Below are 12,663 nucleotides of genomic sequence, written 5' to 3' on the forward strand. Positions count from 1 at the left end.
GCCTCAGGCGGTACCGCTACGCGACTACACGACCACCCGATTACGCGTGCTCGACCAGCAGACCCTTGGCCTTCAGGACCTCGGTGAGGTTGCAGAGCTCGATGGTGGTTCCGCCGGCCTTGTACAGGCCGATGAGCTCGCGCTCGGCGTCGTCACGTTCCTGGGAAAGGCGGATGACTTCCTCGATCTCGTCCTTGCGCACAACCACAACGCCGTCGGCATCGCCGCGGAGGACGTCGCCCGGGTAGATGATCTCGTCACCGAAAACCACCGGGTGGTTGATCGGGCCGATGGTTTCCTTGACAGTGCCCTTGATGGAGACGCTTCCCGAGAAGACAGGCAGGCCCAGCTCGATGAGGTCCTGGGTGTCGCGGACACCGGAGTCCGTCACCAGACCCGCGAGGCCCTTGGCCGCCATGGCGTTGCCGAGGACGTCACCGAACGTGCCGGCTTCCTCGTACTCCCCCGCCGCGGCCAGGATAACGTCGCCGGCCTCGGCGTAGTGGATGGCCACCTGCAGCATGAGGTTGTCGCGCGGGGCGCAGCGGACGGTGGTGGCGGGGCCGCAGAAGGACATGCTGCGGTCGATTGGCTTGATCTTGGAGCTGAGTGCGCCCTTGCGGCCCTGAGCCTCGTGAATCGTGGCTGAGGAGAACTGCGCCAGGCGGCGGACGGCGTCGGCGTCGGGTCGTTCGATGTTGGTCTTGACGTGGATCACGGAATTTTCCTTAATTTGGTGGGGTTGGCTGTGGGCCCGCTAGCGGGGCTCAGCTGAGGGCCCGGACGGCCTTGTCGATGGCTGCGATGGACTCTTCAATGACGTCGAGGCTGGTGGCGTAGGAGATGCGGAAGTACGGGCCCAGACCGTAGGCCGAGCCCTGGATGACGGCGACGGAAGCTGCCTCCAGGAGGTAGAGCGTGAAGTCCTCGTCGTTGGCGATGACCTTCCCTTCCGGGGTGGTCTTGCCGATGGCACCGCCGCAGTTCACGTACGCGTAAAAGGCGCCTTCCGGCGTCGCGCATGAAAGGCCGTCGACGGCGTTCAGCGCGGCTACCGCTGCATCGCGCCGGCTGCGGTAGACCTCGACGCTCTCCCGCACGAAGCTCTGGTCGCCCGTGAGCGCGGCGGCACTGGCGGCCTGGCTCACCGAGGACGGGCAGGAGGAGATCTGCGACTGGAGCTTGTTGATTGCAGCGATCAGCGGCGCGGGCCCGGCGGCGTAACCGAGCCGCCAGCCGGTCATGGCGTAGGCCTTCGAAACGCCATTGACGGCAAGGATGCGGTCCTTGAGTTCCGGAGCGACCTCCACCAGGCTTTGGATCCGGCCGGAGCCGAAGTAGATCTGGTCGTAGATCTCATCGGTCAGGACGTAAACCTGCGGGAAGCTGGCGAGGACGTCCGCCAACGCCCGCAGTTCCGACTTGGAGTACACGGCGCCCGTCGGGTTCGACGGGGTGTTCAGGATGACCCACTTGGTCCGCTCGTTGAGGGCACCGGCCAATGCTTCGGGGGTGAGCTTGAAGCCCGACTCCTCGCCGCAGGTGACAACCACCGGCGTGCCCTCGTTCGCGAGCACCATGTCCGGGTAGGAGACCCAGTATGGCGCGGGAACCACAACCTCGTCGCCGGCGTCCAGGGAGGCCATGAACGCCGTGAAGATCACCTGCTTGGCGCCACCGCCGATCGTAATCTCGGCCGGGGTGTAAAGGACGCCGCTGCGCAGCTCGATGGTCTGCAGGATCGCCTTCTGCAGCGCCGGCGTACCGGTGACCGAGGTGTACTTCGTATCGCCCTTGCTGATGGCCTCAACCGCAGCCGCCTTGATGTGCTCAGGGGTATCGAAGTCCGGCTCACCGACCGTCAGGTCCAGGATCCGGCGCCCTTCTGCCTTCAGCTCACGAACTCGGGCCGCTGCGGCCACGCTGGCAGATTGCTTGATGCGGGACACTCGCGATGCAGGTTCAAATTCAGACATGGTCTCTTCCTAGGGAGTCAGGAGGGAGCGATACTCGTTCCTTTGACACTAGGGAATTCCGGTCGGTCTGGATAAGACCTAATCTGCGTGGACGGATAAGCGTCTCTTATGGACCGCCGTCGCCTTTCTGCCCAAGGGCCCAACCCAAACTTTTTGGTTATGGCTCCACGCAGAATAGGTATTTCCGCCCTCCGTCCGTTCTGCCTAGCCTTCTAGGTAAGTCGTCAACCCGATCCGAGGAGTGCTGTTGGCTATTCTGCACCGTGATGACCGCGGCGACGGCTACTACCGCTACCGGGGCACCGCGAAACCCGACAAGGCGGCTGTTCAAGCGGAAAAGACGCGCAAGCTGCTCCGGGACAGCCGGCAGCGGATCTCCTTCAATGCCACCAGCATGCGCGCCCTCTCGGTCCGGCTAAACCAGCAGATCGCGCAGGCGCTGTGCGACGGGATGAAGGTCACCCGTCTCGCCGAAGCCGCGGAACTCTCCCGCTGGGCAGTCCGCACCGTGGGCCTGTCGTCCGACGACCTACTCCCGTCCGGGACGCCGGCGGACCAGCACCTTACCTCGATCCGCCAGCTCAAGTCGGAGCTGGCTGAGCTTGAAGAGTCCAAAACCGCTCTGGAAGACCGCCGCCTGAACCTTTTGGCAGCAGCACGACGGCGGGGAGTTCTGGATGACTATGAGCTCGCCGCCCTCAGCGGCTTGCAGCGCGAAACGATTCGGAAGATGACCTGGGGCGTCCAGCCGCAATCCGGCGCCATCCCGGCGTAAGTCTGCATCCGCCGTCGTACGCGTCCGGCCCAACAGTCAAGCCCTAGCAAGGCGGGGCGGGCAAGCGTAGCGTCGAACTGCACGCTGTTGCTGGTTGCTCGGAGGTGGTCCCGATGGCTGGATGGAATGCTGATACGGCGGCAGGCCCGTTGGGGGCCGGGACGGTCACCTTGGTCGAGGGATCGTCCTTCTGCATCTCCTTGCCGAACGGCGACATCAGCGCCGAGCATCCGCATGGCCTCTTTGTGCAGGACGCCCGCATCCTCTCGGGCTGGAGCCTGACGGTTGACGGCCTGGCGTTGGAGCCGCTGGCGGCTGAGACGAAGGAGCCGTACCGGGCGCTGTTTGTGGGACGGGTTCCCCGCTCGGACGGCTACGCAGACAGTCCCCTGATCGTGGAGCGGCTGCGGGAAGTGGGGGCTGGCATCCAGGAGCAGGTCACGGTCCGGAACTTTTCCCTCGAGCCGGTCGACTGCGTCATCGCCCTGAAGATCGGGGCAGACTTCGCGGACCTCTTCGAGGTGAAAGAGGCACGGATCCTGCGGCGCTGGGACGAAAAACGGCAGGCCGACGGCGGCGCGCTCACCATTCGGGCGGCGTGGCAGGACGTCCGGAAGGGCGTGGTGGTCCAGGCCCCCGGCGCGGATGTTACGGCGGACGCCGTGACCTACCGGGCAACCGTACCCGCGCACGGACATTGGAGCACGGTCCTGACCGTGCTCCCCAGCACCGAGGGGTCCGATTCGGCGGTGGCGTTCGTCCATTCCGAAGGGGACGGTTTGTCGCCCAGGGACCTCCGCCGGCGGGAGTGGGTGGCGAAGATCCCGGTCCTGCAGATGGGCAACCGGTCGGTTGAACGCACCCTGCGCCGCAGCTATGACGATCTGGGCGCGCTGCGGATCGAGGACCCCGAGCATCCCGAACGTGTTGTGGTGGCCGCCGGGGCGCCCTGGTTCATGACCCTGTTCGGCCGGGACTCGCTCTGGGCTTCGGTCATGGCCATGCCGGTGGATCCGTCCTTGGCGCTGGGCACGCTGCAGACTCTGGCCGACCGCCAGGGATCGGTGGTGGACCCGATGACCGAGGAGGAACCGGGCAAGATCCTCCATGAGGTCCGGCTCGACGTTTCCAGCGGGCTGTCACTGGGCGGCAAGTCGGCCTACTACGGCAGCGTCGACGCGACGCCCCTGTTCCTGATGGTACTCGGTGCGGTCAGCCGCTGGGGCTTCGCCGCGGACACGATTGCCGCCTTGCTGCCGCATGCGGACCGGGCGCTCGAGTGGATCATGAAGTACGGGGACAGGGACGGCGACGGCTTCGTCGAGTACGAGCGCCTCAACGACCAGGGCCTGATCAACCAGGGCTGGAAGGATTCCTGGGACGGAATCAACTTTGCCAACGGCACACTGGCCGAGCCGCCTATCGCACTCTGCGAGGTCCAGGCCTACGTTTACGTCGCTTACCTTTCGCGCGCGTGGCTGGCGTACGACGCCGGGGACACGGCTTTTGGTAATGAGCTCGCCGACCGCGCGGCCGGGCTGAAGAAACAGTTCAACGAACAGTTCTGGATCCCCGAACGGGGGTACTACGCCATTGCCCTGGACGGCAAGAAAAGGCAAGTGGATGCCTGCGCTTCGAACATGGGTCACTGCATGTTGCAGGGCCTCATTGACGAGGACAAGGCCCCGCAGGTGGCCGAACGGCTGATGTCCCCCGAGATGTTCAGTGGCTGGGGCGTGCGCACCCTGGCGAGTGACATGGGAGCCTACAACCCCGCCAGTTACCACAACGGATCGGTGTGGCCGCACGACAACGCTATCGTCGCGGCCGGGCTGCTCCGCTATGGCTTCGTCGAGGAGGCGCAGCGGATCGCCACCGGCATTATGGATGCCGCCGAGTACTCCGACGGCAGGCTCCCGGAGCTGTTCTGCGGTTTCAGCCGCGAGCAGCTCGCCGCCCCGGTCCCGTATCCGACGGCGTGCTCCCCGCAGGCCTGGGCAGCCACCGCACCCATCCAGCTGGTGACGAGCCTGATGCGGTACGACCCCGTCGTCTCCGCCGGCGGCGTCTGGATGGACCCGGTTCTTCCGCCGTCCTTTGGGGACCTGCACATCACCAATGCTCCCCTGGGCGGCGGCCGCATCACCATCGACATCGCCAATGCCGTCCCGTCGGTGCAAGGGCTCTCTGAGGGAATGACGCTCCACCAGGGGCACCGGCCATGGATGATCGAACTCGTTGAGCAGGCCGGTCACCGCCGCAGGGAGCGGTTGGAAAACTGGGGCCGGTAGCCGCCCGTGCCGCCGCGACGTGGCTTTGGCCCTCGCCACGCCGCCCCGAGTCATGCGGCGCCCTCCAGGATTTTGACCCGTGGCTGCACGGAGACGTACTCGCCCTTGAAGAAAAGGAGGGGATCGACGTCGGAACGGGCGGCCAGGGTGTGGACCGCGGCCACCACGATGGTGTGGTCTCCGCCGTCGTACTCCTGGTGCAACTCGCAGTCCACCCAGGCCAGTGCGCCGTCGAGGACCGGGTTGCCCAAGGGCGACGGCGAGTGGTCCACGCCGGCGAACTTGTCCGCACCGGACCGCGCGAACTGGGCCGCGAGGTGCTGGTGGCCGGCCGGAAGGACATTGACGGTGAAGCGGCCCGCCCGGCGCAGCAGCGGCCAGGTGCTGGAGGTGCGTGCCGGGCTGAAAGTCACCAGCGCAGGCTCCAGCGAGAGGGATGCGAAGGACTGGCAGGTGAACCCGGCAGGGCCGTTCTCGGTGGCCGCGGTGATCACGGTCAGGCCCGTTGCGAAATGGCCCAGCACCGTGCGGATCCGGCGCGGGCTGAGATCTGAGAGTTCCGTCATGGCGAGTCCTTTCGAAGCGTGTAGGCCCAATCAAGCACCATGCTGGCGGCTTCCCAACCCCGGCTGCAACGTACTGACGCGCACTGAAACGCAGCTTCACCGGCCGAAGCGGGGCGTAACAAAACAGACCACATTCCAGTGCCCGAGTGGACAGGGAGCGGTCTGCAAAGCCGTTGACGCGGCTTCATCCGCCGTCACACCTGGAAAGGCGGTAGTTCCGAATTTGCGGAGACAACATCGCGAAACGTCCGCACATAGGTGAGTATGGTGTCATGCCGAAAATCCGCATCTCTGAAGCCGCGCGCTTCCTGGGCGTCAGCGACGACACCGTCCGCCGCTGGACCGAGAACGGGACCCTGACCCCGGTCAAGGACGCCTCCGGCCGGCTGGCCGTCGAGGGGCTCGAACTCGCCCACCTCGCCCGCGACCAGGCGCAGCTGCCCGAGGACCCCACCCGCGTGGGCAGTTCGGCGCGCAACCGGTTCGTTGGCCTGGTCACCGGCATCACCGCGGACAAGGTCATGGCCCAGGTGGAGCTGCAGTGCGGCCCGTTCCGGGTCGTCTCCCTGATGAGCAGCGAAGCCGTGCGTGACCTCGGCCTTGAGCTCGGGTCCGTGGCCACTGCCGTGGTTAAGGCCACCACAGTCATCATCGAAACGCCCCAGGGAAAGAGCATCATATGAGCACCATCCGCGTGCGCGTCGCCGCCCTGCTGGCCGCCGGAATCCTTGCCGCCGGGCTGGCCGGCTGCGCCGCTTCCAATACCGCGGCCGGCACAACCCCGAGCGGCAGTTCGACGGCGGCCGGTACCGGCACCGTCACCGTGTTCGCCGCCGCGTCCCTCAAATCGACGTTCACCAAGATCGCCTCCGAGTTCGAGGCCGCTAACCCGGGCACCAAGGTCACCCTGAACTTCGCCGGGTCCTCGGACCTGGTCACGCAGATCAGCCAGGGCGCCCCGGCGGATGTGTTGGCCTCCGCCGACACTAGGAACATGGCCAAGCTCTCGGACGCCAAGCTCGTCGACGGAACGCCAAGCAACTTCGCCACGAACGTCCTGGAGATCGCCGTCCCGCCGGCCAATCCGGCGTCGATCAGCTCCTTCGCGGACCTGGCGAAGTCGGGCGTGAAGGTGGTTGTCTGCGCACCGCAGGTGCCCTGCGGCTCCGCCACCGAGACGGTGGAGCAGGCCGCCGGAACCACCCTGAAACCTGTCAGCGAGGAATCCTCCGTGACTGATGTGCTCGGCAAGGTCACCTCCGGGGAAGCCGATGCCGGGCTGGTCTACGTCACCGACGTCAAAAACGCGGGCGACAAGGTCAAGGGCATCCCGTTCAGCGAGTCGGACAAGGCAGTGAATACCTACCCGATCGCCGCCGTGGGCAGCAGCAGGAACAAGGAACTGGCCGCGGCCTTCGTCGCCATGGTCACCGGCAGCGAAGGCAGGAAGGTCCTCAGTGACGCCGGTTTCGGCACCCCGTAGCAAGGCTGGGACAGCCCGCAAGACAAATAGGCGGGACACCGGCTACACCGGGGTCCCGCCGTGGGTATTCGGCCTCGCGGCAGCAGGGGCGCTGTTTGTCCTGCTGCCGCTGGTCGCCATGGTGGCCAAGGTCAACTGGGGCCAGTTCATCCCGCTCATCACGTCGGAAACCTCACTCACGGCGCTGGGCCTGAGCCTGCGGACGTCGGCCGCCAGCACGGTGCTGTGCATCGTGTTCGGCGTGCCGCTGGCCCTCGTCCTGGCCCGCGCCAGCTTTCCGGGCCAGCGGCTGCTGCGGGCCTTCGTGCTCCTCCCTCTCGTGTTGCCGCCGGTCGTCGGCGGCATCGCCCTGCTGTACACCTTCGGGCGGCAGGGCCTGCTCGGGCGCAGCATCGAACTGGCGGGCATCCAGATCGCCTTCTCCACCACCGCCGTCGTCCTTGCCCAGACGTTCGTGGCCCTGCCGTTCCTAGTGGTCAGCCTTGAGGGCGCCCTGCGCACCGCGGGCACCAAGTACGAGGCGGTTGCGGCGACCCTTGGCGCCCGTCCCACCACGGTGCTGCGCCGCGTCAGCATCCCGCTGGTGCTGCCCGGGCTGGCTTCCGGCGCCGTGCTTTCCTTTGCGCGCTGCCTGGGCGAGTTCGGCGCCACCCTGACCTTCGCCGGCAGCCTGCAGGGCGTCACCCGCACCCTGCCGCTGGAGATCTACCTGCAGCGGGAAACCGACGCCGATGCCGCCGTCGCGCTGTCCCTTGTGCTGGTCGCGGTGGCGGTCGCCGTCGTCGGGCTTTCCTACCGGCGCCCCCGGGCGCTGGCGGCAGAGGCAGGGCCAAGATGACCTTCACGCTTTACGCCGCGCTGCGCGCGCGCAACTTCGACGTCTCCCTCACCCTCGGGCCCGCCGAAACCGTCGCCCTACTGGGCCCCAACGGAGCCGGCAAGTCGACGCTACTGGGAATCATCGCCGGCCTCCTCCGCCCGGACAGCGGGCACGCCGTGCTCGGAGAGAAAACGCTGTTCAAGCTCGAAGGCGGGACCAGCCACTTCCTGCCGCCGCACACCCGGGGAACAGCGCTGCTCGCCCAGGAACCGCTGCTGTTTCCGCACATGAGCGTGCTGGAGAACGTCGCCTTCGGGCCACGGGCGGCGGGCGAGAGCCGGGCCGGCGCGCTGCAGACGGCGCGGCACTGGCTGGCCGAAGTGGAGGCTGCGGAGTTCGCGGACCGGCGGCCCGGCCAACTCTCGGGCGGCCAGGCGCAGCGCGTCGCCATCGCCCGCGCCCTGGCCACAGACCCCGAACTGCTGCTCCTCGACGAACCCATGGCGGCCCTCGACATCCATGCCGCCCCCCATGCTGCGCAGGCTCCTCAAGCGGGTCCTCGCCAACCGCCGGGCCATCATCATCACTCACGACGTCCTGGACGCGCTCATGCTCGCCGACCGGGCCATCGTCGTCGAAAGTGGCCGGATCACCGAGGAGGGGCCCACCCGCGCGGTCCTCGAAAAACCGCGGAGCAGGTTCGCCGCGGGATTGGCGGGCATGAACCTGCTGACCGGCACCATCACCGGCCGCGGACTGACGTCCGACGGCGGGCTGGACATCACCGCGCACCCCGAGGACGGTGCCGTCCCCGGCCAGGACGGCGTCGCCGTCTTTTCGCCGACTTCGGTCTCGGTCTTCCTGGGCGCTGAGCACGGCAGCCCACGGAACTCCTTCGCCGTCACCATCACGGACCTTGAACCCCACGGCGATCAGATCCGCGTCCATGCCGGCGGCCTGTCCGCGGACATCACCCCGGCAGCCTCGGCGGACCTGGGACTCACGCCGGGGATGACCGTCTACTTCGTCATTAAGGCCACGGCCATCGCCGTCTATCCGGCGTAGGTTTTTAGCTGTGCAGCCGCAGGCGCGCAAAAAAGTCGGCGATGATCAGCCTCGAGTCCACGCTGGTGTACGTCCTTCTCGACGGCGAACTGCCCGTTTCCTCGAACCTGGACGTCACGCCGGCGAGCCCGGTGACGATGAGCGGCGCGCTGTCCCCCAGGCACCATAGCGGGCCGAATCTGACGAAGTCAGGCACCTTTAGGCTGTTGAACCGCTCCCACAACCACGCACCGCCGGCCCCCGCCGTCTTGAGCGAGTAGTCGAGTTCGGCAACAGAAATGACAACCTGGCGGTACGTTTCCAGTGGAAATTGCCACACGGCGAGTTGCTGATTCTCCAACACAAACCTGGCGGCCGCAGGATCCGTGTAGTAGTTGTACTCATCCTCGTTCACGGCAGCCCCGCCGACCCACGCGAGGGTGAACGAGACGGCGATTTCCGGCTCAAGGAGGAGCGCGTCCGCGACATTCGTCAGCGGGCCGGCACACACCAGGACCGTCGGCATGTCTGCATCGGCCCCTGCCCGGACGGCGCCGACATTCGCCCGCGCGGCAGCCGTGCTCCGGGGCTGCCCGGTGAACGGGGCGTCGGGGCCGGCGTGCACGGTTGCCAGCTCGGGGAGCTTCAGGACCCGGAGTAAATCCTCAGCGAGGTCCGCCCCTTCCTTTGCCATGCCTTCGGGCGGCCCAAACATCGGGTTGGTCAGCGAGCTCGTGACCGCAATGATCCGGTTAACCGGAGACAACGCATGATGGGCTAACCCGATAAGTCCGTCCGGGTCACCTGCCCAGTCATTGTCATTGTCCAGGATAAGTCGGCAGCGCGGCTCTACTTTGATCATGTTCACCTGTGCAAGCGTGATCTGATCGGACCTGCGTTGCCTCGGGCATTTTCAATGGGTGGAACCCGGCTTGCTCCGCCTGGCCAGCACCGCCGACAGCAGCAGAACCAGGAGTCCCGCCAGCGGCACCACGAAGAGTCCGACGCGCAGGCTGGCAGCATCCGCGATGGCGCCCACGACAGGCGGCGACACCAGGACGCCCACGCGCATCAGCCAGCTGACCATCGTGAGTCCCGTTCCGGGCCGCAGTCCGGGGAGTTCGTCCGCTGCGTGCATGGCAGCGGACAAACGTACATTGCTTGTGTACGGATGTACACAATGCCCCCGGAGCTGCCTGGAGATGGAATCAGTTCTTGACCACATCCAGCTCGACGACGGCCCAGGACAGCGCGGGCAGGCTCAGCCGGAGTTCGGATCCGCTTGCCTTCACGCCCTCGAGCGGCTTCAGGCTCACGCGGTCAGGGCTGCCCTGGGCGTTGATGGTGAAGCGGTCCCCGCCCTCGGGAATCTCCAGGACCTCGGCGCGGAGTACCTGCCTGGCGTCGAAGCCGCGCAGGGCCACCTCGACGTCGGCCGCCTCCTCCAGGCCGCGGTTGGCGAAGAACAGTGCCACCCGGCCCGTTTCCTCGTTCCACGTCGCGCTGACATCGACCAGGTCGGTGCCGCCGAAGCGCGGATTCTCGTACTTGTCCGAGTCGACGGACAGGCGCAGGATCTGGCCCTTCGCCAGTTCGGCCATCCGGGCGAAGGGGTGGAAGATGGTCTGGCGCCAGGCCGGGCCGTTTTCCTCGCTGAAGATCGGCGCGATCACGTTGACCAGCTGCGCCTGGTTGGCGATCTTTACCCGGTCGCCGTGCCGGAGCAGCGAATTGAGCAGGGTGCCGACCACGACGGCGTCCGTCACGTTGTACTTGTCCTCGATGACCCGCGGGTGCTCGCGCCAGCCCGCCTTGGTCACGTTGTGCGGCTGGTCCTCGGTGTCGAGGCCGCGCTGATACCAGACGTTCCACTCGTCGAAGGACAGGTTGATGTGCTTCTTGTGCTTGCCCTTGGCGCGGACGGCGTCGGCGGTGGCGATCACCGATTCGATGAAGTAGTCGGTGTCGACGGCGCTGGCGAGGAAGCTGCCGACGTCGCCGTCGTGCTCCTGGTAGTAGGCGTGCAGCGAAACGTAGTCCACCTCCTCGTAGGCGTGGGTCAGCACGGTCTGTTCCCAGGCCCCGAATGTGGGCATGCCGGAGTTGGAACTGCCGCAGGCCACCAGTTCGATGTCCGGGTCCACGAACCGCATCGCCTTGGCGGCCTCCTGGGCCAGCCGGCCGTATTCTTCGGCGGTCTTGTGGCCGATCTGCCACGGCCCGTCCATCTCGTTGCCGAGGCACCACAGCTTGATGTTGAACGGGTCCTTGTGCCCGTTCTTGGCACGCAGGTCGGACAGGTAGGTGCCGCCGGGGTGGTTGGCGTACTCAACGATTTCGCGGGCCGCGTCCACTCCCCGGGTGCCCAGGTTGATGGCCTCCATGATTTCGGTGCCGGCCTGCCGGGACCAGTCCACGAACTCGTGCAGGCCGAAGGCGTTGGTCTCCAGCGTGTGCCAGGCGCCGTCGAGCCGGCGTGGGCGGTTTTCCCGCGGGCCGATGCCGTCTTCCCAGTTGTAGCCGGAGACGAAGTTGCCGCCGGGGTAGCGGATGACGGTGGCGCCGAGCTCCTTGACGAGCTTGAGCACGTCCTGGCGGAAGCCGTTCTCGTCGGCCTCGGGGTGGCCGGGCTCGTAGATGCCGGTGTAGACGCAGCGGCCCATGTGCTCAACGAAGGAGCCGAAAAGGCGGCGGGGTACTTCCCCGATGGTGAAGTCGCGGTCGAGGGTGATCCTTGCGCGGGACATGTGGAGTATCTCCTTGGTTGTGGAACAGGTTCGTGAAAATGGAGCGGGAAGTGAAGGTGCCGGTTCAGGTGCCGGCGAGTCCCGTCGTCGCAACGCCCTTGATGATCTGGCGCTGGAAGAACAGGAACACGAGGATGAGCGGCAGCGCCGCGAGCAGCGCGGAGGCCATGTTCTGCGCGTACTGGATGCCGTAGGCGCTCTTGATGGTCTGCAGGCCCACCGGCAGGGTCAGGATGGAGCCGTCGTTGGTGGAGATGAAGGGCCAGAGGAAGTTGTTCCAGGCGCTGATGAACACGAAGATGGCGACGGCGGCCAGGATGGGCCGTGAGAGCGGCAGGATGATCTGGGTGAAGATCCGCATCCGGCTGGCGCCGTCCATCACGGCGGCCTCCTCGAGTTCACGGGGGATCTGGTCGAAGAACTTCTTGAGCACGAACACCATGGCGGGGTGGATGACCTGCGGCAGGATGATGGCCCACGAGGTGTCGATCATGTGCAGCGCCACCATTTGGTAGAACAGCGGGATGATCAGCACCGGCGGCGGAATGATGATGGACGCAATGATCACCGTCATCAGCACCTTCTTGCCGCGGAAGTCGATCCGGGACAGCGCGTAGGCCACCAGCGCGGAGATGGCCAGCGTGATCACGGTGATGGCCGCGGAGGTGTAGAGGGAGTTCCACGTCCACAGCGGGATGTTGCCGTCCTGGAACACCTTGACGAACGCGTCGGCGGTAAAGCCCGACGGCGGGATCCAGCTTACTTTCGGCGCCGCGGCATCCGTTTCGCTCTTGAAAGCGGTGGCCGTCGCCCAGGCGAAAGGGATGAGCCAGAGGACGGCCAGGACCGCGGCCACCGCCAGGACGGCGGCCCTGCCGGCCGTCATTTTCTTGCGGGGCTGGCGGAGTTGCATGGCGGACGCGGTTGGCGGTGCGGGTCGGGTGAGGGTCTGGGTTGCCAT

General features: G+C 66.5%; 11 protein-coding genes and 2 pseudogenes. 6 read left to right on the top strand and 7 right to left on the bottom strand.

What is annotated here, in order from left to right; all coding sequences use genetic code 11:
* Positions 1-40: 40 nt before the first annotated feature.
* Together ACHMXB_RS14315 and ACHMXB_RS14320 are read right to left on the bottom strand one after the other, a co-directional pair.
* Entirely contained in the window at positions 41-718 is a 678-nt protein-coding gene (locus ACHMXB_RS14315; protein ID WP_395399303.1) for a 4-carboxy-4-hydroxy-2-oxoadipate aldolase/oxaloacetate decarboxylase, read from the bottom strand.
* Positions 719-767: 49 nt separating this feature from the next.
* A complete protein-coding gene (locus ACHMXB_RS14320) occupies positions 768-1,976 on the bottom strand; it encodes an aspartate transaminase (RefSeq protein WP_395399305.1) in 1,209 nt (402 codons plus the stop codon).
* Between the two features lie 241 nt (positions 1,977-2,217).
* On the opposite strand from ACHMXB_RS14320, the gene ACHMXB_RS14325 reads away from it, so the two are divergent.
* Together ACHMXB_RS14325 and ACHMXB_RS14330 are read left to right on the top strand one after the other, a co-directional pair.
* The gene (locus ACHMXB_RS14325) at positions 2,218-2,751 is read left to right on the top strand and encodes a hypothetical protein (protein ID WP_395399307.1); all 534 of its coding nucleotides are present in this window, start codon (positions 2,218-2,220) and stop codon (positions 2,749-2,751) included.
* Between the two features lie 113 nt (positions 2,752-2,864).
* Positions 2,865-5,042 carry a glycogen debranching N-terminal domain-containing protein gene (locus tag ACHMXB_RS14330; protein ID WP_395399309.1) on the top strand — a complete coding sequence of 726 codons (2,178 nt, stop codon included), beginning with the start codon at positions 2,865-2,867 and terminating at the stop codon, positions 5,040-5,042.
* Between the two features lie 50 nt (positions 5,043-5,092).
* On the opposite strand, the gene ACHMXB_RS14335 is transcribed toward ACHMXB_RS14330, so the two are convergent.
* Entirely contained in the window at positions 5,093-5,608 is a 516-nt protein-coding gene (locus ACHMXB_RS14335; protein ID WP_395399311.1) for a flavin reductase family protein, read from the bottom strand.
* 272 nt (positions 5,609-5,880) lie between these two features.
* Between ACHMXB_RS14335 and ACHMXB_RS14340 the strand changes: the two genes are divergently transcribed.
* From ACHMXB_RS14340 to ACHMXB_RS14355, 4 genes and pseudogenes are all read left to right on the top strand, one after another.
* On the top strand, positions 5,881-6,291 hold the full coding sequence (locus tag ACHMXB_RS14340) for a molybdopterin-binding protein (RefSeq protein WP_395399313.1): 411 nt from the start codon (positions 5,881-5,883) through the stop codon (positions 6,289-6,291).
* Positions 6,288-7,091 (top strand): molybdate ABC transporter substrate-binding protein, encoded by an 804-nt coding sequence (gene modA / locus ACHMXB_RS14345; protein ID WP_395399315.1) that lies wholly within the window; start codon positions 6,288-6,290, stop codon positions 7,089-7,091. The genes ACHMXB_RS14340 and modA overlap by 4 nt, the downstream gene beginning before the upstream one ends.
* Entirely contained in the window at positions 7,066-7,929 is an 864-nt protein-coding gene (locus tag ACHMXB_RS14350; protein ID WP_395399317.1) for an ABC transporter permease, read from the top strand. The genes modA and ACHMXB_RS14350 overlap by 26 nt, the downstream gene beginning before the upstream one ends.
* Positions 7,926-8,976: pseudogene (locus ACHMXB_RS14355) on the top strand (sulfate/molybdate ABC transporter ATP-binding protein). The gene ACHMXB_RS14350 and the pseudogene ACHMXB_RS14355 overlap by 4 nt, the downstream one beginning before the upstream one ends.
* Positions 8,977-8,980: 4 nt before the next feature.
* Here ACHMXB_RS14355 and ACHMXB_RS14360 read toward each other — a convergent pair.
* From ACHMXB_RS14360 to ACHMXB_RS14375, 4 genes and pseudogenes are all read right to left on the bottom strand, one after another.
* The gene (locus tag ACHMXB_RS14360; protein ID WP_395399319.1) at positions 8,981-9,817 is read right to left on the bottom strand and encodes a nucleoside hydrolase; all 837 of its coding nucleotides are present in this window, start codon (positions 9,815-9,817) and stop codon (positions 8,981-8,983) included.
* A gap of 51 nt (positions 9,818-9,868) precedes the next feature.
* A pseudogene (locus tag ACHMXB_RS14365) lies at positions 9,869-10,105 on the bottom strand (MFS transporter); the annotation flags it as partial.
* A gap of 58 nt (positions 10,106-10,163) precedes the next feature.
* Positions 10,164-11,702 carry an alpha-N-arabinofuranosidase gene (locus ACHMXB_RS14370; protein WP_395399321.1) on the bottom strand — a complete coding sequence of 513 codons (1,539 nt, stop codon included), beginning with the start codon at positions 11,700-11,702 and terminating at the stop codon, positions 10,164-10,166.
* 64 nt (positions 11,703-11,766) lie between these two features.
* The gene (locus ACHMXB_RS14375; protein ID WP_395399323.1) at positions 11,767-12,663 is read right to left on the bottom strand and encodes a carbohydrate ABC transporter permease; all 897 of its coding nucleotides are present in this window, start codon (positions 12,661-12,663) and stop codon (positions 11,767-11,769) included.

Origin of the sequence: Arthrobacter sp. UC242_113, from assembly GCF_044054585.1 — a bacterium.
In the GTDB taxonomy this organism is placed as follows: domain Bacteria; phylum Actinomycetota; class Actinomycetes; order Actinomycetales; family Micrococcaceae; genus Arthrobacter.